Origin of the sequence: Planctomicrobium stercoris (genome assembly GCF_051465655.1) — a bacterium.
In the GTDB taxonomy this organism is placed as follows: Bacteria; Planctomycetota; Planctomycetia; order Planctomycetales; family Planctomycetaceae; genus Planctomicrobium.
This window is the reverse complement of record NZ_CP195791.1, coordinates 860,725-886,744: the sequence shown is the minus strand read 5'-3', so window position 1 is coordinate 886,744 and position 26,020 is coordinate 860,725. Positions and strand designations below refer to the sequence as shown.

Annotated in this window: 22 protein-coding genes; 14 read left to right on the top strand and 8 right to left on the bottom strand. The window is 57.5% G+C overall.

Annotated features, from left to right (window positions below; genetic code table 11):
* Window positions 1-25: 25 nt before the first annotated feature.
* On the bottom strand, window positions 26-1,495 hold the full coding sequence (locus SH661x_RS03575) for an AAA family ATPase (RefSeq protein ID WP_437228089.1): 1,470 nt from the start codon (window positions 1,493-1,495) through the stop codon (window positions 26-28).
* Between the two features lie 254 nt (window positions 1,496-1,749).
* On the opposite strand from SH661x_RS03575, the gene SH661x_RS03570 reads away from it, so the two are divergent.
* The 5 genes from SH661x_RS03570 to SH661x_RS03550 all read left to right on the top strand — a co-directional run bounded on the left by SH661x_RS03570 (window position 1,750) and on the right by SH661x_RS03550 (window position 5,984).
* A complete protein-coding gene (locus SH661x_RS03570) occupies window positions 1,750-2,517 on the top strand; it encodes an SDR family NAD(P)-dependent oxidoreductase (RefSeq protein ID WP_437228087.1) in 768 nt (255 codons plus the stop codon).
* Window positions 2,518-2,721: 204 nt separating this feature from the next.
* Entirely contained in the window at window positions 2,722-3,495 is a 774-nt protein-coding gene (locus tag SH661x_RS03565; RefSeq protein ID WP_437228085.1) for an MBL fold metallo-hydrolase, read from the top strand.
* A 97-nt stretch (window positions 3,496-3,592) separates the two neighbouring features.
* Entirely contained in the window at window positions 3,593-4,144 is a 552-nt protein-coding gene (locus tag SH661x_RS03560) for a hypothetical protein (RefSeq protein ID WP_437228084.1), read from the top strand.
* Between the two features lie 167 nt (window positions 4,145-4,311).
* Window positions 4,312-5,589, top strand: a complete 1,278-nt coding sequence (locus SH661x_RS03555) for a DUF3592 domain-containing protein (RefSeq protein ID WP_437228082.1) — start codon at window positions 4,312-4,314, stop codon at window positions 5,587-5,589.
* A complete protein-coding gene (locus SH661x_RS03550) occupies window positions 5,586-5,984 on the top strand; it encodes a hypothetical protein (RefSeq protein ID WP_437228080.1) in 399 nt (132 codons plus the stop codon). The genes SH661x_RS03555 and SH661x_RS03550 overlap by 4 nt, the downstream gene beginning before the upstream one ends.
* Before the next feature lie 188 nt (window positions 5,985-6,172).
* Here the strand turns inward: SH661x_RS03550 and rpsB are convergent, their stop codons facing one another.
* Together rpsB and SH661x_RS03540 are read right to left on the bottom strand one after the other, a co-directional pair.
* A complete protein-coding gene (gene rpsB, locus SH661x_RS03545) occupies window positions 6,173-6,916 on the bottom strand; it encodes a 30S ribosomal protein S2 (RefSeq protein ID WP_437228078.1) in 744 nt (247 codons plus the stop codon).
* 300 nt (window positions 6,917-7,216) lie between these two features.
* Complete coding sequence (locus SH661x_RS03540; protein ID WP_437228076.1) at window positions 7,217-8,197, bottom strand: type I phosphomannose isomerase catalytic subunit; 981 nt, start codon at window positions 8,195-8,197, stop codon at window positions 7,217-7,219.
* Between the two features lie 593 nt (window positions 8,198-8,790).
* Here SH661x_RS03540 and dnaG point away from each other — a divergent pair.
* Window positions 8,791-10,677, top strand: coding sequence for a DNA primase (gene dnaG, locus SH661x_RS03535; protein WP_437228074.1), 1,887 nt, complete (start codon window positions 8,791-8,793; stop codon window positions 10,675-10,677).
* A 40-nt stretch (window positions 10,678-10,717) separates the two neighbouring features.
* Window positions 10,718-12,397 carry an RNA polymerase sigma factor RpoD gene (rpoD, locus tag SH661x_RS03530; protein WP_437226195.1) on the top strand — a complete coding sequence of 560 codons (1,680 nt, stop codon included), beginning with the start codon at window positions 10,718-10,720 and terminating at the stop codon, window positions 12,395-12,397.
* 72 nt (window positions 12,398-12,469) lie between these two features.
* Here rpoD and SH661x_RS03525 read toward each other — a convergent pair whose 3' ends face one another.
* Window positions 12,470-13,765, bottom strand: coding sequence for an NAD(P)/FAD-dependent oxidoreductase (locus SH661x_RS03525; protein WP_437228072.1), 1,296 nt, complete (start codon window positions 13,763-13,765; stop codon window positions 12,470-12,472).
* A 184-nt stretch (window positions 13,766-13,949) separates the two neighbouring features.
* Between SH661x_RS03525 and SH661x_RS03520 the strand changes: the two genes are divergently transcribed.
* Together SH661x_RS03520 and SH661x_RS03515 are read left to right on the top strand one after the other, a co-directional pair.
* Window positions 13,950-14,240, top strand: a complete 291-nt coding sequence (locus SH661x_RS03520) for an Mpo1-like protein (RefSeq protein ID WP_437228070.1) — start codon at window positions 13,950-13,952, stop codon at window positions 14,238-14,240.
* 56 nt (window positions 14,241-14,296) lie between these two features.
* The gene (locus tag SH661x_RS03515) at window positions 14,297-16,360 is read left to right on the top strand and encodes a TolC family protein (RefSeq protein ID WP_437228068.1); all 2,064 of its coding nucleotides are present in this window, start codon (window positions 14,297-14,299) and stop codon (window positions 16,358-16,360) included.
* Between the two features lie 71 nt (window positions 16,361-16,431).
* Here SH661x_RS03515 and SH661x_RS03510 read toward each other — a convergent pair whose 3' ends face one another.
* On the bottom strand, window positions 16,432-17,412 hold the full coding sequence (locus SH661x_RS03510) for a hypothetical protein (RefSeq protein WP_437228066.1): 981 nt from the start codon (window positions 17,410-17,412) through the stop codon (window positions 16,432-16,434).
* Window positions 17,413-17,793: 381 nt separating this feature from the next.
* On the opposite strand from SH661x_RS03510, the gene SH661x_RS03505 reads away from it, so the two are divergent.
* The 3 genes from SH661x_RS03505 to SH661x_RS03495 all read left to right on the top strand — a co-directional run bounded on the left by SH661x_RS03505 (window position 17,794) and on the right by SH661x_RS03495 (window position 21,435).
* Entirely contained in the window at window positions 17,794-19,059 is a 1,266-nt protein-coding gene (locus SH661x_RS03505) for a hypothetical protein (RefSeq protein WP_437228064.1), read from the top strand.
* A gap of 110 nt (window positions 19,060-19,169) precedes the next feature.
* On the top strand, window positions 19,170-19,847 hold the full coding sequence (locus SH661x_RS03500) for a hypothetical protein (RefSeq protein WP_437228062.1): 678 nt from the start codon (window positions 19,170-19,172) through the stop codon (window positions 19,845-19,847).
* A gap of 37 nt (window positions 19,848-19,884) precedes the next feature.
* Entirely contained in the window at window positions 19,885-21,435 is a 1,551-nt protein-coding gene (locus SH661x_RS03495) for a hypothetical protein (RefSeq protein WP_437228060.1), read from the top strand.
* 78 nt (window positions 21,436-21,513) lie between these two features.
* Here SH661x_RS03495 and SH661x_RS03490 read toward each other — a convergent pair whose 3' ends face one another.
* Both SH661x_RS03490 and SH661x_RS03485 read right to left on the bottom strand, forming a co-directional pair.
* Window positions 21,514-22,041 carry a DMP19 family protein gene (locus tag SH661x_RS03490; protein ID WP_437228058.1) on the bottom strand — a complete coding sequence of 176 codons (528 nt, stop codon included), beginning with the start codon at window positions 22,039-22,041 and terminating at the stop codon, window positions 21,514-21,516.
* A gap of 250 nt (window positions 22,042-22,291) precedes the next feature.
* A complete protein-coding gene (locus tag SH661x_RS03485) occupies window positions 22,292-22,792 on the bottom strand; it encodes a MarR family winged helix-turn-helix transcriptional regulator (protein WP_437228056.1) in 501 nt (166 codons plus the stop codon).
* 242 nt (window positions 22,793-23,034) lie between these two features.
* Between SH661x_RS03485 and SH661x_RS03480 the strand changes: the two genes are divergently transcribed.
* Together SH661x_RS03480 and SH661x_RS03475 are read left to right on the top strand one after the other, a co-directional pair.
* On the top strand, window positions 23,035-23,619 hold the full coding sequence (locus SH661x_RS03480) for an SRPBCC family protein (protein ID WP_437228054.1): 585 nt from the start codon (window positions 23,035-23,037) through the stop codon (window positions 23,617-23,619).
* A complete protein-coding gene (locus tag SH661x_RS03475; RefSeq protein WP_437228052.1) occupies window positions 23,616-25,088 on the top strand; it encodes a deoxyribodipyrimidine photolyase in 1,473 nt (490 codons plus the stop codon). The genes SH661x_RS03480 and SH661x_RS03475 overlap by 4 nt, the downstream gene beginning before the upstream one ends.
* 16 nt (window positions 25,089-25,104) lie before the next feature.
* Here SH661x_RS03475 and SH661x_RS03470 read toward each other — a convergent pair whose 3' ends face one another.
* The gene (locus SH661x_RS03470; RefSeq protein ID WP_437228050.1) at window positions 25,105-26,013 is read right to left on the bottom strand and encodes a DUF58 domain-containing protein; all 909 of its coding nucleotides are present in this window, start codon (window positions 26,011-26,013) and stop codon (window positions 25,105-25,107) included.
* Between the last annotated feature and the right edge of the window lie 7 nt (window positions 26,014-26,020).

The following is a 26,020-nucleotide window of genomic DNA, read 5'->3' as shown; positions in this document are numbered from 1 at the left end:
CCCCCTGATCATTATCCGCGGGTCATCACATCATCGAGAAGTAGTTCTCGACAGCGAAGTCGAGTGCTTCACGGGTGACCACCTTCGGTGACTTCTTGTAGATGCAGAAGTTGCGAACCTGCTGGAGCAGGTCACGCGGCTGGCAGTTCCGGAATGGTCGTTTCTTCGCGACGTAATGGGTATCGATCAGATAGTCGATATCCGCGATGTCATAAAGCAGCCCCACTTTCGGGGCCATGATCTGAAACAGCTTGCGGAAGTGTTCCCGTGATGGATCGGGCACTTCAATCTTGTACGGAATGCGTCGCAGAAACGCCCCGTCGACAAGGTCGCTCGGCTCGAGATTGGTCGAGAAGATGATCAGCTGGTCGAACGGAACCTGAATCTTCTTTCCGCTCGGCAGGTTCAGATAGTCAAACCGTTTCTCCAGGGGGACGATCCAGCGATTGAGCAGCACGTCCACCGGCATCGTCTGTCGACCGAAGTCGTCGATGACCAGAGTTCCACAGTTACTCTTCAACTGCAGCGGTGCTTCACAGATTTTGGTGACCGGGTTCTGGGTGACCTCCAGTTCATTCATCGTGAGTTCACCCCCCGCGACGATGGTAGGTCGGCGAATCCGCACCCAGCGGGGATCCACTCCCGAAAGATCGAACAGTCCTCCCACCTGCTCGTTCCGCAATTCTTCATGCACTCCGGGATCGAAGAGCCGGATAATGTCTCCATCGATGCCCAGCGTCCGGGGAATCCAGACCGAATCCCCGAAGCAGCGGGTGATCCGTTCGGCAATACTTGTTTTTCCGTTACCGGGTTCGCCGAACAGGAACATACCGCGACCGGAGTTGATCGCGGGCCCCAGGCGATCGAACATGGTTTCCGTGATCAGCAGGTCGGAAAATGCCTGCTGCAGGTCTTCCTCTGTCGCTTCTTTGCCGGCAATGGTCTGCATCTCCATCGCCTTCAGATACTCTGGCAGTCCAACGGGAGCTGAGCCGAAGTAGCTGCATTCTTCATTGAATTTTCGGGCCCGTTCGCGACCGTGTTCGACAATCGCGAAGACATAGTCCCCCATCTCGCCCGCAGCTCGATAGGAAACCAGTTGTTCGTTTTTCCAGTCTTTCAGCATGGGAAACAGGATGCTGAAAGGGATCTTGACCTGATTACTAATCTCGCGTCCGAGTGCGGATCCCTTCTGAAGCAGAAACTTCAACACCAGTTTCTGGGCATCGTCTTCCCGCAATCCCATCTCCTCCAGCGTGTCCGGGACACGTGGCAGAAACGGGGCCGCCTGATCATCGTGGTCACCCAGCAGCGAGTTGACTCGCCGGAACAGCTCTTCGAGATGCTGATTGCCGCGAATGACTTCCGGGGTGACCTGCTTTTTGACCACTCCGCCCCGTCCCGCTTCGACGTAGACGTCCTGCAGATCTGACGATTTATCAGAACCAGACAGCGGCGGGATTTCCGGATTCAGGGTTTTCGAACGGTCGGACATGGGAAATGAAATTCAGAATTCAGTTTCAGAGATCTGATGAAGGAGACTGAACTGCAAAAACGGGAAACGGCCGGACGCGACGAGCCGGAACGACTCAGGCTTGAGTATTTCCCACAGACAGCGGACAACTGTTCACGGGCATCAAGCTCACTGCTTCCCAACACTAGCTCACGAAACACGTGGAACCACGGACGCCCCTCGAAACCTTCCGGCAACACAGGCCTTCCATTCGTCACGATCAGGAGAATCGAACCATGCGATTCAGGAATCGCACCGTCATTGTGACTGGCGGCAGCCAGGGAATCGGCGCTGGATGCGTCAAGGTCTTTGCTGCAGAAGGGGCCAATGTCGCCATTTTTGACATCAATGCACAGCAGGGCCAGACGCTTGCTGCGGAACTGAACGCACGAGGACCGGGAAAGATCGTTGCGTTCGAATGCGATGTCACTGATCTCCACCAGCTGGAGCACGCTGTCGAAGAAACTGTCCGTCAGCTGGGACAGATCGACAGCCTCATCAACAATGCCGGAGTGCATCCTGCAGCGACCTCGATCGACGATACGTCGTTATCCGATCTGGATCGGTTGTTCCGGATCAATTTTGTCAGCACGTATGCTGCGATCAAGTTCGCACTTCCGCACCTTCGCCGGACCCGCGGAACGATCATCAACATGAGTTCGATGACTGCCGTCCTTGGGCAGCGCGACTCTTCAGCCTATGCCGCCACGAAAGGGGCTCAACTCAGCCTGACAAAAGCACTGGCACTGGAGCTTGGACCGCAGGGAATCCGGGTGAATGCAGTCCTTCCCAGCAACGTCGACACACCGATGATGCGGGAATGGGCCGCTACGCTCCCCGATCCCCAGGGGGCACTTCAACGGGTGTCCGAGTTGCAGGTGCTGGGCAGAATGGCGACCCCTGAGGAAATCGGGAGAGTTTGTCTGTTTCTCGCGACAGAAGACTCCAGTTTCATCACCGGTCAAGGGCTCGAAGTCGATGGCGGAGCAAGTCTGGATTACTGAGTTTTCACAGACCAGCAGGCCGTTTTCAGATTGCTGGTTCGACACACATCTGAAAACTGACAGCCGATCTCTGATATCTTTCACTCAACTCATGGCAGGAGGGGAGAGAAGCTTCTAAAATCAGGCGGGGTGAGTTGTCGGTCTCGATGAGCATTCGTTCGTCCCGCTGGCCCGCAGAAGACAGTTATTGCGAAGGATGTATCGATGAAGCCACGGCGTGAACTCTTTCCTCACGTCATTGAGATGAACCACCAGGCCCGTCGCCAGATGGGCTGCTGTGTCTATCTGGTGTACGATGGCGACGAATGGGCGCTCATTGACATCGGCTACACGGACACGCTGGAAGATATTGTCGGCATCATTCGCCAGCTCGATTTTCCTCTCGCTCAGTGCAAGTATCTCGTCGCGACTCACGCGGATGTCGACCACATCCAGGGAATGAAACGCGCCAAGGAAATGATGCCCCAGGCACAGGTTATCGGGCACCCCCACGCTGCCAAGCTGATGGCGGAAGGGGAACGCATAATGACCTACGCCGAGATTGCCGCTCAGGGAATCTCGATCGACCTCCCAACGATTCAATTCGACAAGACCATCAACGAAGGGGACGTGCTGCAGATCGGCAGCCTGAACCTCGAAGTCTGGCACACCCCCGGTCATGCCCCGGCACAGCTGTCATTCCGCATGGGCAACCTCCTGCTGTCGGGTGACAACATTTACCGCGACGGCTGCGTCGGGAACATCGACGCCCATCACGGTTCGGACCTGCCCGCGTTTGTGAAATCTCTCAAGCGGATTCAGGCCAGCGATGTCGAATGGCTCCTCCCCAGCCATGGCCCCGCCTTCAAGAAAGACAACGCACATCTGCAGAAAACCATCGACCGTCTGGAACAGTACCAGCACATGGCAGACTTCGGCACCTGCGCCGTCGATTGGCCGCTGCTGGATGAATGGGATGAGGAATTAGCGAAAAGCTGAACGAATACGACAATCGGCGAGCGGGGGACGTCAGTCCCCCGATACCGTTCAAAGAATTAACACGGCAGTCGCAATCCACACACAGGAGCACTCGAAAATGAAGATCTGCCTGACAGCCCTCTCCATCCTGCTCCTCACGACTGCGGTCACTTCGGCTCAAGAAAAACCGGCCACGCCACTTCCGCCCGCAACCATCGTCGATCCCCTGACGCCCGCGGAACAGGAGTTCGTGAAGCTTCTGACCGAAGCAACACTGGTCGGAAAGTTCAGTATGGACCTGCAGCCGGACGCAGTTCCACGCTCCGAGCGGTATTCGATCGATACCGTTCGCAAAGTCAAAGATGACCAGTGGATCATCCAGTCCCGCATGAAGGTAGGACAGGCGGAGTTGCCGATTCCTGTTCCCGTGCATGTCCTCTGGGCGGGAGACACTCCGATGATCCAGCTGACAGACCTGACCATCCCGCTTGTCGGAGATGGCTTCACGGCTCGAGTGATGTTCTACGGCAATCGCTATGCAGGAACCTGGCAGCACGGAAATATCGGGGGACACATGTGGGGCATCATCGAAAAGCCGGTTGCAGGAACGCCTGAGGACGCCAAGCCTGCCCCCGCAGTCCCGGTCGAAAAGGATGACACCATCCAATAGGCTGACTTTCACGCAAGCAGTCCGGGTGCCATCAGCGCCGCAAACAAACGACAGCTCTCCGCACCTCAGCCGAAGTTCTTACAGAGAAACAACAGAGGACAAGTCCACGTCCGCAAAAACCAAAACCCTGCGAACTGACATCCCCCGCGAGGTCTCCGAGTTGCAGCATGGTACATGAATCTGGTGAGGCCAGTCCCCTGCCCCCCGCACGCTCCCTTCCAAGAAGTTCTGCGTCGATCGGATGCGGAGGCTGCATCGCAACGCTGGTGGGATCGGTCTTCTTTTCCCTGTTCCTGATGGCGGGTGCGTTCCTGATCTGGATCGCAACACTGCAGCCTTTAATCCGGATGGTGGAAGCCCAGTCCTGGCAAGCGGTCCCCTGCACGATCGTCTCCAGCGAAGTTGTTGGGAACGATACATATTTAATCGAAATCCATTACGACTACGAAGTGGATGGTCGGCCGTTCACCGGGAATCGTTACTCGTTCTTCACGAAGAAAACGAGCGGCAAGGCTGCTAAGGAAAAAGTGGTTGAGCAGTACCCTCCGGGGCTGAACACCACATGCTATGTCGACCCCGCAAATCCATCCGATTCGGTGCTGAACCGGAATGCCGACTGGAACCTGCTCTGGGGATTGTTCGGCGTCCCGTTTTTTGCGGTAGGACTGGGCGGGATGTACGCGTTCTGGAGGCGTCGACGTAAGCAACCTGCCCCGAAACAAACCCTGGATGAGATGGCTCCGTTTGAGCGAATTGACCCGGAACTCAAAAATTCGAGCCCGGTTGCTGTCACCGTTTCCAAATCGGATTTCGACGATGAAGACCTGATCGAAGAACCGGGTCCGGTCACATTGAAGCCGGAGTCAACGCCGTTGGCCTCCTTCGTTGTCGTGCTGGTGATCGCTCTGATCTGGAACGGAGTCGTGCTGGGGTTCTGCTCATCCCGAATCCCTGACTGGATACAGGGGAAATGGCAGTGGCTCCCCGAACTCTTCATCATTCCGTTTGCCGGGATCGGTCTGCTCCTGATCTACGGTGTCTTCCACACCTTCCTGGGACTCTTCAATCCGATCCCCATCCTCACTCTGAGCCGAAGAATGATTCCGCTGGGGGGAACCGCCGTCCTTTCCTGGCAGTACCGGGGTTCAGCACACTCCATCCGTAAAGTTCAGGTGTCAATCAAGGGGGTGGAGGAGGCCCGTTACACTCGCGGAACCAATACCCATACTGATACGGCGGTCTTTTACGAGGAGACCCTGTTTGAGTCGATGGAGCCCACGGTCATCGCTCAAGGGGAGGTCGAAATCCGCATTCCGACCGACACAATGCATTCCTTCTCCGCCAAGAACAACAAGATCAAGTGGCAGCTGAAATTCCTCGGTGAAATCCCGATGTGGCCCGATATCAGTTCCGAATTCTCGATCCGGGTGATCCCACACGAATGAACGACCTGCGCATTGAAACTGAATACGACGCGTTCTATCCCGGGACAATCGCGGCTGTCACCGTGTTCTGGGATGTGGGGGCGAATGAACCTCCGCCGACTGCCATCGAAGTGCGGCTCGTCTGGAACACTCAAGGCAAAGGAGACTCGGACCTGACAGTCGTGAAAAATATCCGGCTGGAGCCGAAGACTCCTCAAGGCCAGCGACAGGTCCGGCTTCAACTCCCCTGGGGACCATACTCCTTCTCCGGAAAACTGATTTCCCTGATCTGGGCCATCGAAGTCATCATCTTTCCCAGCAAGACGTCGATCCGCAAAGAGATCGTCATGGGGCCCAACTCTGAAGAAGTGCTGATCGGCACAGCCAGAAACGCCGCAAACGATCCGGTGATCTGACGCGGACAAAGCTTCGACAACGTGTCATAAAAAAACGCCCCGGATTTCCGGGGCGTTTCGTTTTGTTCTGCTCGACCAAGCTGGATTAGCGCGGTTTTGCAAATAATCTACTGCGTTCCGCAGGCGATCATATGGACTTTCATGCGGTGAAAATCCTGAATCGCCTGCACATGATAGACCAAACTGGTCTAGCCGATGCGGCCGACAGCCTTTGGCTCATCGTCAGCTGGCTTCTCAGTCTTCTGTGGCAGGGTCGCTTTGCCCTGCTGAATCGCACTGGCGAGGTATCCCAGCACAATGCGAATCGAGCGGATGCTGTCGTCGTTACCGGGAATCGGCAGGTCGACGGTATCAGGATCCGAGTCGGTATCGATCAGCGCCACGGTGGTGATGCCGAGGATCTTCGATTCGTGAATACAGTTATGTTCCTTGCTCGGGTCGACGATCACAATCGCTTCCGGCAGGCGGTTCATTTCGCGGATACCGCCCAGGTTGCGGCGAATCTTGTTCAATTCGCGACGCAGACGGCTCTGCTGCTTCTTGGAGTAGGTTGCCAGTTCACCGCTGGCTTCCAGGGTTTCGAGTTCTTCCAGTCGCTTCAGGCGGAAGCGGATGGTGCGGAAGTTGGTGAGCATTCCACCCAGCCAGCGCTCGGTGCAGTACGGCATTCCGCACGATTCGGCAGCCTGCCGCACAGTGTCAACGGCCTGTCGCTTGGTTCCAACAAACAGAATCAGACTTCCCTGAGCAGCGACCTTGTGCAGGTACTTTTGAGCCCGGACCAGTCCGCGGACAGTTTCCTTCAGGTCGATGATGTGAATGTTATTGCGCTTGCCGTAAATGTACGGCCGCATTTTGGGATTCCACTTGCTGGTCTTGTGACCGAAATGAACCCCTGCTTCGAGAATATCCTTCACAACAATTTCAGACACTTCAACGTCTCCGGACTTTGGGCATGGCCGAGGCAATCACCCCGTGGCCATTCATTTGAAAATTTCGCAAGGGCGATCCGCAGATCGCCGACGCCGTGTTCACACGACGACCGTTTCTCCCATTTCGCCACCAACTTTCAAAGAACGTCGGTGATCTCGGGGGAATCGGGTATGCTAGCGGAATGGCTCAACGGGCGTCAAATCCACACAGCGCTGAACATAACCCATTCCGGATCAACGTATTGCAGCAGCAACGCCACGTCCAGAATTCATTGATCCCGCGAATTACGAGCGCCCCACTCAATATGGAAGGTGCGTATCGAGCAGAATTGCGTCGTCACTCAGTTCCCAGCTCGACGCTGTCCGCGCCGCAGGGATCACCACAGTCTCGCCTCGCCGCAGCTCGCAACCAGCCTGCCTGACGAGCCCGTCCAGAACCATGAACACGTGCATGGCATTGTCATCCGGGAGATCAAGCGATTCTCCCCCACGATGCCGATGAATCACAAAATGCGGGCAGTCGACAAGCAGCTCAGACCTAGCTCGCCCCGGAAGGACGCGAGGGACAACAGGATTCACGGGGCCGATTTCAAAATTCACAGCCGCCATCCCCTGCTCCGGATGCAACTCCCGGGACTGCCCTTCCGCATCCACTCTCCCCCAATCGTAAAACCGATAGGCGATGTCCGACGGCTGTTGAATTTCAGCGACTAACAACCCGCCTCCCAGCGCGTGAACAGTCCCTGATTCGAGGTAAATGCAGTCGCCCTGCCGGGCCTCGTAGCTGTGCAGGCATTCTGTGAAATCACCCGCTTTGACGGCGTCAGAAAGTTGCTGTTCCGTCACCCCCGGCTGCAGTCCGACATACACCCGGTTCCCGGGATCCGCTTGCAGGACGATCCAGGCCTCTGCCTTCCCCAGACGAAGAGTCCCGTCAGGCATCCGCGTGGAGTCTTTCGGATGCACCTGCACGGAAAGTTGCTGATTCGCGTCCAGAAATTTGATCAGCAGAGGGAACTGCTGACAGCCTTGATGTCGCCCCAGGAGGTCCCCCGCCGATTCCTGCATCAACTCGCGCAGCGATTTCCCTGCGTGCAATCCGGACTCAACAACGCTCACATTGCCGGGCAGGTCGCAGACTTCCCAGCTCTCGGCCGCATCTGCCCGTCCCCCGGCAGGCTTCAGCAAATCAAGCTCCAGCCGACGCCCCCCCCACAGGGCGTACTTCACGATCGGCAAAAACCGAAGCGGCTTGACGCATTGATTGGGCGGTCGTTGCAACGGGACCTTCCTCAACTCGGGTAATGTCTCGTCAAATCAGGAGATCAGCAGGCGGAAACGAACTGGGAACAGCCAGTCTTCAACATCTCGACTTTGTCATTTTATACCGACAGTCGTTGGGCAACAGTTGTATTGAGTCCTCTAAGCATTCCACAACAAACGCCCCGCTGAAAAGCCGTATCGTCGTGAAATTGCTCGGATTTACTGTTTCACTTTCCCCAAAAGTCTCGCAATCCAACTGTCCAGTTTGTGTGGGGGCTGGTGGGGGTGATGGGTGTCGTGGTGAGGGGTCGGCGGGGTTTTGGGTTGTAGGGGTCGGGGGTTTTTGCGAGACGTTGCCTCAAAGGCGCTCGTTCAAGTTCATGCCGGTCAATCGGTTGCGGGGCCCTTCTCTTTCTCCTTCTCTTCCTCAGAAATTTGACCCCGCCCTGCCAGGGTGTAGACTCCAAAGGCTCCTTTTTCACGGACAGCGAACCCTCCTCTATCCGGATGTTCACTTGTCAAATTGACGAGCCTCGGAAACAAATTAGACTGGCTGGCGCGGTTGTAGGGCCGTCGGCGTCGCTCTGTTCGCAGCACTATTCAGGACACTCGTGTCGTCTTCGACTCCCCAGGAATTCCGTGAGACCGTCCGATCCCAAACGGATCTGGTCAGCCTGATTGGAGAAAGCATCTCCCTTCAGCCACGGCATGGCGGCAGGCAGTACGTCGGACTGTGTCCCTTTCACGACGACAAGAACCCTTCCCTGAGCGTCTATCCGGATCGACAGACGTTTCGCTGCTGGTCGTGTAATACCGGAGGGGACTGCTTCACTTATTTGATGGAGCGGGAAAAAATCACGTTCCCTGAAGCCCTCGAGCTGCTGGCTCGCCGAGCGAACGTCCCGATCCCACAAAAGGCAGCCCGTTCAACTTCGGGAGAAGAAGCCAGTCGCGCCAAGCTGCTGGAAGTGCTGCAGTGGGCGGAGAACGTGTTTCACAAGGCGCTGCTGGAGCTGCCCGCGGCCGAACCGGCCCGTCGGTATCTCGCTGAGCGGAATTTCACGCCCGAGACGATCAAGAAGTATCGTCTGGGGTTTCATCCCAATGACTGGACGTGGCTGCTGGAGCAGTCCCGCACCAAGTATTCTCCGCAATTGCTCCTGGAAGCCCGGCTGGTCGGTGCCAAAGAGGGTCGTCATTACGACAACTTTGTGAATCGGGTGCTGTTTCCGATCTGTAACGAACGGGGACAGCCGGTCTCCTTCGGCGGTCGGGTGCTGCCCGGCAGCAAAGATGAAGCGAAGTACTGGAACGGACCGGAGAGTTCGGTCTTTCACAAGAGCCGTCTGCTGTATGCGATCGACAAGGCCCGGGATGCGGTTCGGCTTTCCGATCAGGCGATCGTGGTGGAAGGCTATACCGACTGCATCACCTGTCATCAGCACGGAGTGTTGAACGTTGTCGCCACGCTGGGAACGGCGCTCACCGACTCGCATGTCACCGCACTGAAGCGTTTTGCCCGGCATGTCGTGCTGGTCTTCGATGGCGACCGGGCAGGACAGGATGCAGCCCGAAAAGCGGTCGAGCGGTTTCTGGCTCAGGATGTCGACCTGCGAATCCTGACGTTGCCTCAGAAAATGGACCCGGCCGAATATCTGGCTGCCTACAATGCAGATGAGTTTCGACAACTGGTGCAGGGTGCCCCGGAGGCCTGGGAATTCCAGTTCCGCGCAGCCCGGGCCGAACATGGCGGCGAGACCATTGATGGACGACAACGCATCCTCGAAGAGATGCTGCAGCTTCTGGCACAGGTGCCTCATTTGGAAGGAAGTCTGCGGGAATCGCTGCTGATTGCAAATCTTTCACAGCGGCTCATGCTCTCCGAAGAAGTGATTCGAGAAAGACTCAAAGCGATTCGAACAGGGGGTTCGCGTCCGGTGCGCGTGAACCAGAACGCCGTCAAAGCGCCGGAGACCTCACGGGAGGTGCAGCGGATTCTCGGTCAGCGGATGAATCGGGATGAGCGATTGGAATACGACTTGCTCGAATTGATCCTGGCGGCTCCCGAGCACATGGGATTTGTGATGGGTCCTGTCAGCGAGAACCCGCTGCGGAACCCGATCCTGGGGCAGATCCTCGAATGCTGCCTGTGGGAGATGGAAGAAAATGGGGAGTTGACCCTGCCGGGTCTGCTCGCCCGGGTGGAGAGCCCGGAGTTGAAGAGCCTGATCGTCTGGATTGATGAACGGGCCATGGCGAAAGGGATCGCCGAGAAAGTTCGGGACAGTGATTATGACGACGACGGCTGTCCCGCCCTGTTGAAGACCTCTTTAGCCAACCTGAAATGGCGGGAGGAAGAGAAGCGTCAGCAACGGGTGTCGATGCAGTTGTCACAGCAACCCGAGGGAGCAGGTCAGCTCGATGAAGCCACGGAGGCTTCGCTCAGGCAGGCAGCGGAATTTCACCTTCGAAGAGCCACCCGGAAATCCACCGTCTGAAGCCGGACACACACGCCCGCTTCCAGGGGAGAAATCAAGAATGCATCGTTTGGACGAGAGCCTGCGGGAACTGACAGAACTGGGACAGCTGCAAGGCTACCTGACGTTCACCCAGGTCAATGAATATCTGCCCAATGAGGCGGTCAATCCCGAGAAGATCGACGCTCTGCTCATCTCGCTGGAAGAACTGGGCCTCTCCATCCGGGATGAACAGAAGGCTCCCCTCCCCGCCAAGCCGGCCAAGGCCAACGGGAAGAAAGCCCCGGCGAAAAAGCTGCAGACCGTCAACCTCACCGGCATGCTGGAGGAGACCGGCGGCGGACGGGCCATCGATGATCCCGTGCGGATGTACCTGTCTCAAATGGGAGAGATCCCCCTGTTGACCCGCGCTGAGGAAATCGCGCTGGCCAAGAAGATTGAAGTGACCCGCAAACGGTTCCGCCGCACCCTGCTGGAATGTCACTACATCTCCAACGACGCCTACGAAACACTGGTCAAAGTCGATCGCGGTGAACTGCCGTTCGACCGCACCATCAAGATCTCGCTGACCGAATGCACCGAACGCGAACAGGTCCAGGGCCGCATGCCCCTGAACCTGAAAACCATCCGTCAGCTGCTCGATCAGTGTCAGTTCAACTTCAGCGAAGCGACTGCCGAAGGGGCTGAGAAGCTGGTCCGGGAAGAGAAGTTCAATCAGCTCGAACAGCGCCGACGCAAAGTCGCCACGCTGCTGGAAGAGATGAGCCTGCGGACCACCCGTCTGCAGCCGCTGATCAAACGACTCGAACAGATCTCCCGCCGGATGACCGAACTGCAGGCGGAGATCCAACGGCTCGGACATGACCGACTGCTGAAGGATCGCCGTGCGAACTATGAGCAGGAGCTGCGGGACCTGATGAAACTCACCCTCGAAACTCCGGAGTCGCTGGCGGCCCGGGTCGAGGAGATTCATCAGCGTTACGCCGCCTACGATCAGGCGATGCGTGACCTCTCCGCCGGCAACCTGCGACTGGTCGTCTCGATCGCCAAGAAATACCGCAACCGCGGCATGAGCTTCCTCGACCTGATTCAGGAAGGGAACACCGGCCTGATGCGGGCGGTCGATAAGTACGAATACCGCCGCGGGTACAAGTTCTCGACCTATGCCACGTGGTGGATCCGGCAGGCGATCACGCGAGCCATCGCGGATCAGGCCCGCACGATCCGCATCCCCGTCCATATGATCGAAACGATGTCGCGGATCCGCCGTGTCAGCAAACAGCTGGTGCAGGAACTGGGACGCGAACCGAGCATTGAAGAGGTCGCTGCCGCTTCCGATCTGAGCATCGAAGAAGCCGCCCGCGTCCTGAAGATGTCGCGGTCCCCCGTCAGCCTCGACAAGCCGGTCGGTGAGAACGACGACAGCCTGTTCGGCGACTTCATCGAAGACACCAGCGAGTACAACCCGGTCAGCCAGGCTGCCCAGGAAATGCTCAAGGACAAGATCGATCAGGTCCTCAAGACCCTGACTTACCGCGAACGGGAAATCATCAAACTCCGCTACGGCCTGGGGGACGGGTACACGTATACGCTGGAAGAAGTCGGACGAATCTTCAAAGTGACGCGGGAACGGGTGCGACAGATCGAAGCCAAAGCGGTCCGCAAACTCCAGCACCCCGCCAGAGCCAAACAACTCCAAGGGTTCCTCGAACGCCTCTCCCTCGCCACCGAAGCCAGCTGACCCGGGCTACGAACATCAAACATTCAAACGGCAGCATCCGACCAACGTCAGGTGCTGCCGTGATTTTTTGATTCAGAATCGATCGACCCGGTAAGGATGCGGATCGACATGCGGATGCCGGCCTGTGATCAGTTCGGCGATCAAGCGGCCGGTACTGGGAGCCATGGAAACCCCCAGCATGCTGTGCCCAGCGGCAATCCAGGCATTCTTCAAGTGAGGAATGCGTCCGATCAGCGGGACGCCGTCAGCGCTCATCGGTCGCCATCCAGACCATTTTTCGAGGAACGGTTCAGTGAGCGGTTCGTGTAGATAACGTCGAGCAGCGTCTGTCAGAAGCTTGAGGCGTGCGGGCTTGAGTGACGGGTCGAAGCCGGCAAATTCCATGGTGGAGCCGACGCGAAACCCGGACGCGAACGGAGTCACGGCAACTCGATGATCTTCAAAGATCATCGGATACTTCGGACATCGATTCGGGCGACGCATCGTGATCGAGTATCCCTTGCCCGGTTCAATCGGAAGGGGAATCCGCAACTGCTTCTTCATGAGTCGTGTCCACGCCCCGGTGGCGAAGACGACCTGATCGACTTCGATCCGTCCTGCAGTGGTAATGACTGCAGAGACTCCGCTGTCTCCCTGTTCAATGTCAATCAGTTCGCAACGTTCCCGCAGGCTGACTCCATCCGAGACCAGCCGGGCCTGCCAGGCGTCCATCAACTTGTCAGGTCGGAGGTGAGCGTCGCACTCATAGAACCAGGCACCAGCGATTCCGGGTTTCAGGGTCGGTTCGAGCTTGAGCAGATCGGGCTCGGCGATCGCTTTGGCCCCCAGTCCGAATTCCTTGCGAAGCAGGGCATCCGTGTCAGCAAACTTGTCGAAGTGCTCCTGAGACTGATGCACGAAGAGCAATCCCTTCGTCTCCCACTCACAGTCCCTGAGAACTCCAGAAGCGATCATGGAACTGTACAGTTCGCGAGAAGCTGTGAGCAGCGCGTGCCGGGCATGTCCCGCGTGAATCATATCGATCTGGTTGCAATGGCGTGCGAATCGCCACATCCATGACCAGAATTGCCAGCTCCACTGAAATCGCAACTGAAACGGCGAATTCCGCCGCAAGAGAGTTCGCAGCGACGCACCGATCGCGCCAGGTTTGCAAAGCGGGAGGATATGACTGGGGGAAACGTATCCGCAGTTTCCGTGCGAGCATCCCTGACCAAATTCCCCCTTGTCCAGGAGAAGCACGGGGGCACCCGCCTCGGCCAGCGAATGCGCACAGGATGCGCCGATCACACCACCTCCAACCACGACGATCGGACGGCGGGAGTGATCGATGGGGACAGGAAGCGGAGGGGGCTGAACAGGTTCGATCAAAGGAGGACTCTACGTTCTCTGGGGTCAGGCATGTGCAACCGATATCTTCCGCGGCGAAGTTGGCAGCACTGGAAGTTTAGGCAATATTCGTGATTGATGCCGACGAATTCGAAGATCATACTCGGAAGGGAGCGAATCTGCCCCGCGCGGTCTACGAGTCCATTCACGAACTTTCAGGTGTCCGGTGATTCGTCGTTTCCTGTTGAACTATATCGACCGGCATAGACATCCGGTCAACCAGCTGCTGCATGTGATCGGATTACCCGTCACATTCATTTTACCCATCATTTTTCTGGTGCAGGAGCGACCGTGGTGGTGGGCACTGGGCTCTTTTCTCCTCGGTTACGCACTTCAGTTTGCCGGTCACGCAGTCGAGGGAAACGACGCAGGCGAGGCAATTCTGGTAAAGAAAGCACTGGGAATGCCCTATATCGACATTGTCGAACGAAGGAATCAATCATCGCCTGACGCCTGAGCGGACGATAGTTCCTGTACGTGCAGAAGGGATTTTGCCGCCAGGAGCGATATTCAATGCGCAGGGGCAATCGAGAACGATTCAGAAAATTCACGGCAATCACAGCTCTGGCGGGAACGCTGGTCTCTGGTTGCGTCCGTGATCGGAGTGACGTGACTTACCTCGGTAAGGAAAAACGCGAGCTCTATCGCAGCCATGCGATGGACGTTGCGTTTCCTAACGTCGATGAGCCGCTTCCCAGTGAAGTCACCGGGACTGAGCCTCCCCATACGATTCTCGAAACGGATGAAATTCCGATTCGGGAAATCAGTCTGGCCGAGACCATTCAGGTGGGGCTTCAGAACAGCCAGGTCATACGGACTGCCGGTGCGTTCCTGACCAACGGGAACCCGTTACTGGCGTCGCCGCAGTTTGTACCGTCTGTGTACGACCCGGCAATTCAGGCCTCCGGAGTGCTCTTCGGAAGCCGTGGTGTGGAAGCGGCACTTTCTGCGTTTGACGCACAGCTGGCGTCCAGCATGGTCTGGGGCCGGAACAGCACGACGCAGAACAGCACCATCGGCCTGAACCCCTTCACTGTCATTAATAATGAGACGGGGGCATTTAATGCCACGCTCTCGAAAACGATGGCGAACGGGGGACAGATCAGCGTTTACGAAAACGTGAATTACCTGGGAACCAGCTCTCCCATCGTGAACTACCCCTCGTCCTATGCGGGGGCGACCGGCATCAACTACACCCTGCCGTTATTGGCGGGTGCCGGAACGGAATTCACACGAATCGCGGGTCCGATCGGACAGCAATTCGGGGGATTAACCGGTGTTTCCCAAGGGGTTTTGATCTCCAGAATCAACGAAGACATCACGATCTCAGAGTTCGAGACGAACCTGCAGATCCTCGTACGGGATATTGAAGACTCCTACTGGAACCTTTATCAGGCGTACCGGGCTTATCACACGGCTGTCACCGCCAAGGAATCGTCCCTGCTGACCTGGCGCATCGCTGACCTGCAATTGCAGGGAGGGGTGCGAACCCGTGCGGAAGTGGCTCAGGCCCGTGACCAGTATTTTGCGACGGACGCTGCCTCCATCAATGCCCGTTCCAACATTTTCACCACCGAAATTCGACTGCGGCGACTGATCGGACTCCCCGCGAACGACGGCACCACGCTTCGTCCGCTGGATGAACCGGTCACAGCCCAGCTCATTCCGGATTGGTACACCTGCCTGACGGATTCCCTCACGCGCCGCGTCGAGCTCCGTACTCAGAAATGGAATCTGAAGAGTATGGAACTGCAGCTGGAAGCTGCGAAAAGCCTGGTGAAACCCCAGTTGAACTTCGTGAGCGGTTATCAGGTGAACGGCTTCGGCAACGACCTGATCGGATACAACCAGACCGTCCCGACCGGGAACTTCTATGAGAACATGACCGCCGGGAACCAGACTGGCTGGAATCTGGGATTCAACTTCAACTGGGCCATAGGTTTCCGTGCTGCCATGTCGCAGGTGAGAAACTATGAACTCCGCGTCGCCAAAGCGCAGCGAGTTCTCGCCGAGCAGGAAAAGGAAATCACGCACGAACTGGCGGTTTCGTTCCAGGAAGTGTCCCGCGCATACGCCGCTGCCGAAACGAACATGAATCGTATGATCGCAGCCCGGGAAAACGTGAAATACCTGGAACCCAACATCCGTGAAGGAACCATCCTTCTGGACGAACTGCTGCGTGCACAGCTACGACAGGCTGAGGCGGAAGTTGCCTACTACCAAAGCCTTGTGCAGTACAACCAGGCGTTGAACGACATGGAGTACCGCAAAGGAACGATCCTCACGCACAACTCGATTTACATGTCGGAAGGTCCGTGGAATCCGGAAGCGTATCGTGACGCGAAGCACAACGCGGATGCCCGTAATCACGCGATCGACGGCTCCGGTGTGCTGGAATCGGTCCCTGAACCGTTCGCATCTCCCTCGCCGGTGGGAGGAGTGTACTACACCGCACCACAGGCAATGCCGGGGGCAGTTCCGACGCCCGCTGAGTCCTCGAATTCGACTCAGTCCAGTCCGATCCCGAAACTGGAAGAACCGCTTCCCGCACTGACAGAACCGGTCGATACGCCGTGATCTGAAAATGTGACCTGCCACTTTGTTTAGCCACGCATTCCAGGTGCGTGGCTAAACGCATTCTGGAGGCCTCATTTTGCAGCTGAAGGCTCGACAGTCTGTCGCATCCCTTCAAGAAACGCGGCCGTGTCGTCCTTTTCCTCGACTCCCGGAGGGGCGACGTAAACAAACATCCGTTCGGGAATCGGCTGATCCAAAACTACGTTTCGGAACTCGACAGCAACCAGTGGTCGATACGTCTTGGAGTCCTTGGATGCCTTCTTCAGGTACAGAAACTTTTCCGGGAAGAGTGTGTCACGAGCAATGTAAATGCGGACGAGATCGGGCATGAATCCTGCCATTTGACCGCCGGCAGCTCCCAATCCCGCAAACAGACGCTCGCGTCGATCCGCTTTCCAGTGCCCCTGAACAACCAGAAATTCGCGTCCTTCCACAGTTTCTGGGCGAACGGCCGCGAAAATCATGCTCCGCTCCAGCGAGGCCAGTACCGCAGGCAACCCACCGATTCCGACCTCGGCAGCACGCAATGCGTCTGCCAGTGCCTCTCCCTGAGTCGAGTCCTTGATCACCATGGCTTCGCGGCGGATCTTTTGAATGTCGCGACGGCTCAATTCGACTTGAGGAGCGACAGTCGAAGTGAGGGCGGGTTTGACTTCGCTGATCTGACGCCGGGTGTGCAGAACCTGACCGTCACAGACTTCGAGGAAATTCCCCTGCAGGTCCGCGAGTTCGACCTGATATTCGAGTCGATATCGGAAGCCGGTCGCAGAGGCATAGGAACCGGTCGAGCGGAAGGTGTCGGTTCCTAACGTGACGATCTCAGCCATTTCGGCCTGCACGGATTGCCGTTCAAACAGCTTGTTGCGGGCCTGCTGAACGAGCGCGACCGCCTCTGGATCGTTTTTCGTAAGTGATTCGACATTCACACTTTCAGTGCTGTCATCAGCCTCGGATTCCGCCTGTTCCGGTTTGGCCTGCCATGCGGATGCGACCTGGAATCCGCCGAGCCCGAGGAGGAAAAGAGCGATTGTCAATGTGGGTAAGTTTTTCATGTTGTCCTGAAAATGACGGATTTTCCAAAGATTGCAGCGGTACTGATCCGAAAACAGAAGAGGACAAAAGGGTTGTCCGGGCTTCATCGATCGACGTCCCGGACGAATTTCCGAAATGTCGCGAGCCTTCAGGTTCGCGGCTGCGGCGATTTTAGCCAGTTTCGGGAAGGTTGGTCGACGGCAATCCGGAGTGAACCTGCCAAAGCAGATTCCATCCGGCGAGCGGGAGGTGTGAATCTCCCGGTGGAATTTTGAATCGGGAGGCTGACGTCTCCTGCTCGCCCGGTGAAATGGCTTCCAGAGCGCTCTGTTATTGCAGTGTTTCCGATGAGATTCACCCCAAAATTTGCGTTTGACGCTGCACTCAGAAGAGGATTCGCGATGAGACTTTATTTTCTGGCATTGGGCACTTTGCTCATCGTCTGTGTGGGTTGCGCCGTCGACGGACAGCAGGCGCTCCACAAAAACGAATATCATGCACCTCCGGCAGCGATGCTGGCCGCACCTGGCCCAATGGTCGGTGGTCCCGGTCCGGGCGTGATGCTGACAGCCGGACAGGCAGCTGGACCTGGCGGTGTGACAGGAGCTTCGTATCCTCCCCCGGGAATGATGGGCCCAGGCTGCCCGCCTCCAGGGATGGGTGGATACCCCGGCGGAGGCATGGCCATGGTGCCTGCGACTCCTCCGCGGACATCACAGGTTCGTTTCCTCGGGCCCGAGGGGATGAGCATTGGCTGGCAGATCGGCCCCACCTTCGCCGAAGCCCAGCTGATGGCTCCGGACCGTTACAACTTCATCCAGGGTGCCACCTATCGCTTGAAGTTCTCGAACATTCCCGGCCGCGAAGGTCTCGTCCTTTATCCTTCTCTGCATATCTATCCGACCATGCCGCAGACCGCTGCTTATCTCGAGCACAATGCTCTGCCGCTGCGAATCACGGATGAAGATCTGGATCAGGTGGAAACCAACAACTTCGTGACCAAGGTGATCTATCTGCCGGATGCACGCTTCCAGGAACTGGCGATTGCCGGAGTGGAAGAACTGGTTTCGACTCGCCTGGGACCAGGGCTTGATCCGGTCGCGGAAGCAGATCGTCGCGGAACCATCATGGCCGTCATCCGCATGGGGAACATGGACCTGGAAATGCCCGGTGCCCAGGGTCTGCAGGTCGGCCAGAATGGTCAGGAAGGGAGCAACATCGCTCAGGTGAGCGGAGAAACCGGTCAGTTCATCGCTCCGGTCCCCGTCGGCGGGTATCAGGGAATCGGCCAGCCAGGCGGAGTTCCGGGAGTTCCTGGAGATCTGATGGTGGGTGGTCCTGCAGGTCCCGGCCAGCCTCCTTACGATCCCATCGCTGGAGTGAATGGCGTTCCAATGTACGGCTACCCGATCACGGGGACCCCGATCGGTCTTCCGGGCCCTCCGCACATTCCTTACGGACGCCCCGCTGGCCTGAAGTCTCACACTGTTCGTAACACCACGGATTACGACATCCCGCGACCGGTGGACCACATGCTCATCGATGTGCGACATGAACCTGGCCTGAGCCTGCCGGAACCGGTTCGGTACATCCAGTACACCGAGAAGCACCCGGAGTATCAGCAGGGGGAATTGTCCATGCCTGCCTGGGCAGCACCTCAGCAGTAAGTATCAGCAGCGAGCGGGGGACGTCAGTCCCCCGATTTTCGCATTCATCGGGAGATTGACATCTCCCGCTCACCGTCAGATACGCCTTGGTCAATGTTATCAATCGTCTCATGTGCCGATTCAACACAACACCCCTGATCCTGATCTTAAGCATCTGTGCCGGTCTCTCGGCAACGACCGGTCAGGCTCAAGAGCGTCATCAGCCGCTCGATCATCGTGCCCCCACGGGGATGGCGGGACGCTGGAGTGCCATCATCAGGCCGGGAACAGCGGGGATCCCACAACCGGTGCAGGTGCGTCTCCCCAGCAGCGGAACCGTGACGTTCTATTCGGGTTCACCAAACAATCCCATCCACATGGCAGCCCCCGCACAAGTCGGAATGGGAGTCGGTTACGTCTATCGCTTTCGCATCAGCGATCTCCCCGAATACCCGGGAGTGGAACTGTACCCGACGGTCGAACTGATCGATCGTCTGCATGCTCCGGCCAACCTGGCCCAGGAGTTTCCCATCCCGGTGGAGCTCAGCGAAGACGAAATTGAAATCGTGCTGCAGGACCGGATGGTGACGAAAGTGATTTATCTGGAAGAGCCGGACCTCGCATTCCCGGTCGAACAGGAAACCACGATCCGGGCCGAGACACTCAAGCCCAATGAAAACCTGCTGCAGGCTGCGGATCAACGGGGCCGCCCGCTTGCGATCGTGCGAATCGGCGGACGCATTCCCGACCCACGATCACCCACCGATGAGTTTTTCAGCCAGTCGCCATTGATGCTGACGACACCGTGACTTCAGGAACGGACCTCCAAGAGACGGATCGCCAATTATGTCTTTCTACGAACGAATTCTCAAAAACGCCCACCGACCGCAGACCGCTGGCATGGACCAGAGCTGTGACCGGACGCCCAGCATGATGAATCGGATTCTCTGGAACGCACGCTGGCCGCGCATGGCTGCTCTGGGTCTGGTGATCTGCACCTCTTCCTGCAGCTCCGCCAGCAAGTACGTCCAGGACACCTTCCGCAAAGGGGACCAGCCTCCCGTCGCTTCCACCGAAGAAAAGACGGAAGAGGCCCCTGAGGTCAAGCACGCGTACGCTGCTGCCAAGAAGGATCAGAAGAAAGTCGAACCCCTGGCACATGCCGAGAAGAAGGGGGAGAAACCAGAGACCGATGCAAAACCAGAAACCTCTTCGGAAGAGGTGCTGGGCCTGATCGCCAAAGGGGATGATCCGTTCGCCAAGTCAACGATTCAGCAGGCATCCAACGAAGAAGTTGACCCGTTTGCGAAATCGGCGCCGAAGTCGACAGAACCCTTTCAGTTTCCGGATGAGCCTCGAGCTCCGCTGAACCCACAGGTGGCCAGTGCTTCAAATGCCTGCCCTCCCATTCCGGTCAACCTCAGTCCTCCCGGGGGGAACTGTCCTCCCACTGCCCCGTGTGCCGCCCGGCCGTTTCCGGGTTCCGAGCCTTCGAAAGACGAGTTTGTCTGTGACGGCGGAGACAAAGGAACTCCCGTTCATTACGAAGGACGGGATCGCGCGGGGCTGGACGTCGAAGACACCATCGCGGAATACAAGGACGACACCGGCGCCTTTCACATGAAACCCAGTACGCAGGCCTGTGTGTACGCTCCCCGGTTCGGTTCTGTCAGCTCAGCGACGCTTCCTGAAACCGGCCGTCAGGTCGCCAAGGCGGCGGGCCATCAGGATCAGGCTTCCGCAGGGGGGCTTGAAACCAAGATGGTGGTGGATGAAAAGACCCAGACGGATGAAGCACTGGGTGTTGCGATGCGGGCTCGTGCCAGCGGCATCAACGACAATAAAATCGAAGGCCAGATCCATCAGACACAGGCAGCGGAAAATCACGTCAAGCTGCTGAACGCCTATGAGGACTTCCGCTTCCTGCGGGAAGGTCAGTTCGAACTGGCGAATCACGCTGTCATCGCGCAGGGGGTAACCGCTGCCCAGGAATGGGCGGATGGCCGTCGACCGATCATCGTCGCGAAGGATGAAGGTGGACAGCTGGTTCAAGGTCGCTTCACCGCGCAGGACTACACCGGCGTGGAAGACAAGCGGACTCCCGGCGACCTGAAGCTCGTGAAAGTCGCTGATCGCGGCTCCGCTCATCCCGGCGACATCGTCACGTTCACCATCCGGTTCGATAACGTCGGCGAACGGGACCTCACCAGCGTCCGGATCGTCGACAACCTGTCACCGCGACTGGCCTATGTCGAAGACTCCATCAGTTCGAATCTCAACGGCAAAGTGGATGTCGATGACAATGGGCTGGGAGGCAAGCTGCTGACCTTCGAATTCGATGAACCGCTCAAGGGCAAGACGGGCGGATTCGTCTCCTTCCAGTGCCGCGTGCGGTAAGCGGATTCATCATCTGAACAAGGGCCCGAACGGCGAGTGCGATACTCGCCGTTTTTTATTGGCATAGCGCCATCCAAGTCAGACCGCAGGGTGGATGAACTCGTTCGCGTGTGCCCGGGCGTAGGCTCCGATCGTTTCGGCGAGCTCAAAGTGGGACTCGTAGAACTCATCGTCGAGGGGATCGAGCTGGCGTTCCATACTGTCTCGAGTGACACGTGAGAGCTGAAACTCGTCAAAGCTTTTCTTGTTCACCCGACAGCGGGCAGGCAGGTAAGAAGCCAGGAACTCTTTCCAGACTTCCAGTGCCTCTTCCAGAATGGCTGCGATCCGGTTCGCGCCGACATATTTCAGGATGCGAATCACCTCGTCGATTTCGGTAATTGTACCGTCGTCGTTGGTGATGTCCCCCAGATATCCCCACAGGCCCCCAGCGTGGACAGCATCATCCATGTCGACCACCAGCAGCAGGTGCCTCAGCCCACTGGGGTAGTCCGCGAGCGCAGAGCGATCCAGCCGATTCCGGGTTTCATTCACATACAGGCACAGATCCTGAAAGACCCTGGGGCTGTTCTGCAGCAGGTCCGGAGTGATTGCTCGGGGGATCATGAAGTGAATTGCCTGCGAACGAATTCGAACGGTGTGAGTGTGCGCATCTTAGTGACTCCACGGAAATTGCACAGAGAGACATTTCCGCCCGCTCACACCCCACCTAAAGCCTTACCAGCGGACACGTTTCTACGACAGAACGTGAAATAAAAAATGCCGGGACGGTTTGCGGACGTGCTTCCCGCAAGCGTCGGCAAACTCACCGACCCGTCCCGGCTGACTTCACTGGATCAATTCTCTGACCGGCGATTCATTGCACCCACACCCCTTGAGTGTGTGATTGGCAGTTCGCATCCGCTGCGGGAGCCTGTGCCCCCTGCTGAATCAGATTCTGATGGACGATCTCCAGCATCGAACGCAGCTGATCGGCCTGGGCCTCATCGAGACCGGCTGTGGCCCGGGTCCGGACTCTGATGGCACACTCCGCAATTTTTTCCCAGACCGGTGCAGCCTCCGGCGCCATCTGGATGATCTTCCTACGTCGATCTTCCACGCAGGCGATGCGTTCCAGCCAGCCTGCATGCTCCATGCGGTCCAGAATTCCGGTCAACGTGCTGGCCTCGATATCCATCCGACTGGCGAGCTCGCACTGGGACAGGTTCCCTTCGTGAACCAGCCACGCCAGGACCTGAGCCTGCCGGTGGGTGATCCCCAGCGGCGCAAGTTCATCGTTGAGAGCACGGCGGAACGCGATGCTCACGATGGTCGCCCAGTAGCCGACGCTGGCGTTGAAGTCGTATTGAATGGTCACGTGCTGGATCTGTCACGGGAACGAAACACTTCGCACTCGAATAGTTAGCACACTAACGATTGCTTTGTGAGTCGACCAGAGTAAAATAACACATTTCTGCAACCCGTTTTCAGCAGAGAACTTGCATCGCGTGCCAAATCGACCCCTTCGCGAAGGCACCACCCTCTCACCTCTCCCTCGCCATTCCTGATCGCTCTGCCGGAGAAATCTCCTTCTGGGCGCACGAAGCTTTTCACAAATTCTTGGCGACACCCCATGATCGCATGACGGAAGCCATCTACACTGCCCGGCAGCGTCAACTTCTCCCGACAATTTCGGCTGCATGCACGATGATTGAGATCCGCCGACACCAACACGAGTGGATCCTGACCACTGAGCAGATCCTCCCGACGTCGTTGCCAGCTGCCTTCGACTTCTTTTCACATGCCGGCAATCTGGAAGCGATTACTCCTGCGTGGTTGAACTTTCGTATCCTCACTCCTGAACCGATTCACATGCGGCAGGGGACCCTCATCGAGTACCGGATTCGTCTGCACGGAATTCCGATCCACTGGCGAACGGAAATCACCTCCTGGAACCCTCCGTATTCATTCGTCGACACGCAGCTGTCAGGTCCGTATCGCAAATGGATTCATACCCACACGTTTGACCCTCATCCGGACGGCGTCCTCGCGCGGGATCACGTTGTCTACGATGTCTGGGGCGGACGTGCCGTCAACTTTCTCGTGGTGCAGCGGGATCTCCGGAAGATCTTCGAATTTCGTGAACAACAACTTCGGGCTCACTTTTCCGGGATGAAGAACGACCCTGCTGGAGAGACCCCGTGAGCGACCCTGCTGTCCCTCCTCTTCGAATTCGCGAGCTGAATCAAGCTTCCCTGAATGAGTCGGGCGATTACGTGCTGTACTGGATGATCGCCAATCGACGGGTCCGCTGGAATTTTTCGCTCCAACGGGCGGTGGAGTGGGCGGTCCGACTCAACAAGCCCCTGGTGATTCTGGAAGCGTTGCGGATCAATTACCGCTGGGCCAGCGATCGACTTCATCGTTTCGTCATGCAGGGAATGGCGGACAATCATCGCGCCTGCAGCGAACTTCCCGCGACCTATTACTGCTATGTGGAACCCGAACATCAGCATGGAAGCGGGTTGCTGGAAAAGCTCGCTGAGAAATCGTGCGTGGTTGTCACGGATGATTTTCCCTGCTTCTTCGTGCCGGCGATGCTGCGGATTGTGTCACGGATGTCACCCGTACTGATGGAGGGAATCGACTCCAACGGCCTGCTTCCGCTGCGGGCCACGGATCATCTGTTTCCGACCGCGTATGCCTTTCGACGGTTCCTGCAGAAAGAGCTGCCGAAACACTTTGAACAGATGCCGGTCAAGAATCCGTTTGCCAATGTGGATCTCCCACGACTGCCGAGTCTGCCGGAAGAGATTCTCGCCCGCTGGCCGATGGCGAGCGATGAACTTCTGAAGGCTGGTCCCGCTGAATTGGCCGGAATGAAGATTGATCACGGAGTCGGTCCGGCAGCATTCGATGGGGGGACCACAGCTGCCGGAAAAACCCTCACACGGTTTCTGAATCGCAATCTCGATCGGTACGCGGAAGAGCGGAACAGTCCTGATGATTCGGCTGCCAGCGGACTGTCTCCCTATCTCCATTTCGGCCACATCTCGACGCACGAGATCTTTGCGAAGATCGCCCGCAGAGAAGAATGGACCCCGGCGGAGGTCAGCAGCAAAGCCAGCGGTTCGCGCGAAGGCTGGTGGGGCATGAGCCCTGCCAGTGAAAGCTTTCTGGATGAGCTCATTACCTGGCGGGAGCTGGGCTACAACATGTGCTCACTCCGGAATGACTACGATCGCTACGAATCACTTCCGGACTGGGCCAGGAAGACGCTGGAAGAACACGCCGACGATCCGCGTGAGGTCACGTATACGCTGGAGGAATTCGAAGAGTCCCGGACTGATGACGAACTCTGGAATGCGGCCCAGCGTCAACTGGTGCGGGAAGGCCGCATGCACAATTACCTGAGAATGCTGTGGGGAAAGAAGATCCTCGAATGGACCGAATCACCCCGGCAGGCGTTGAAGTTCATGATTGAGCTCAACAACAAATACGCAGTCGACGGCCGTAATCCGAATTCGTATTCGGGAATCTTCTGGGTGCTGGGACGCTACGACCGGGCCTGGGGTCCGGAACGTCCGATCTTTGGCAAGATCCGCTACATGACCAGCGACAGTACACGCAGAAAGCTGAAGCTGACTCAGTATCTGCGGACTTATGCAGAGTGAGCCGTCTTGGTGGCGCTCACCGCTTCGCGCCCATGCCGATGCGATGATTCATGTAATGCCGCAGTGCTGCATCCAGTGGTGTGCTCGTGCGGATGGTTTGATAGTCGATCACGTTATGAGCACAGCGGCGGCGCAGTTCTTCCAGAAAGGTCTGCAGTGCCGCCAGATAACCATCGCGAAGCGACTTCGGATCGCAGGTGACGTCCCCTGCCCCTTCCATCCCCTCGAATTTCGTCGTCCCGGCGAACGTGAAGTCCATTTCTTCATCGTCCAGCACATGGAACAACAGGACGTCATGCCCCCGCTGTCGCAACAGCTTGAGACCTTTGAACAATTCTTCCCGGTCGGTGAAGAAGTCGGAGATGAGAACGACCATCCCTTTCTGGGACTTCTCATCCGCCACGCGTTTGAGGATCCCCAGCATGTCCGTTTTGCGTCGCGGGGTGTCGATCGCCAGCACGGACAGGATGGTGCCCAGATGATTCTGGCTGCTGCGAGACGGGGCGCGGGACCGAAGCTCTTCATCGAAAACCGCAAGACTGACTGCGTCCTGCTGCCGCAGCAGCAGATAGGTCAGCGCTGCAGCGACCGACGAGGCGTAATCGTATTTGGTCGATTTGCCCGATCCGAACTGCATCGACTCACTGCCGTCCACGAGAATCGTGGTGCGCAGGTTCGTCTCTTCTTCGTACAGCTTCAGATAATACTTGTCCGTCTTCGACCAGACTTTCCAGTCGATGCGGCGAATGTCATCGCCGGGGACGTATTCACGGTGCTGGACGAACTCAATGGATTGACCAAAGAAGGGGCTGCGGTGCTGTCCGGAGATGAACCCTTCGACGACGTGCCGCGCCTGAACCTCCAGCCGCGCAATCCGGGCGAGGGCTTCCGGAGTCAGACGGCGTTCGATCTCAGGCTGGGACATCTATCGA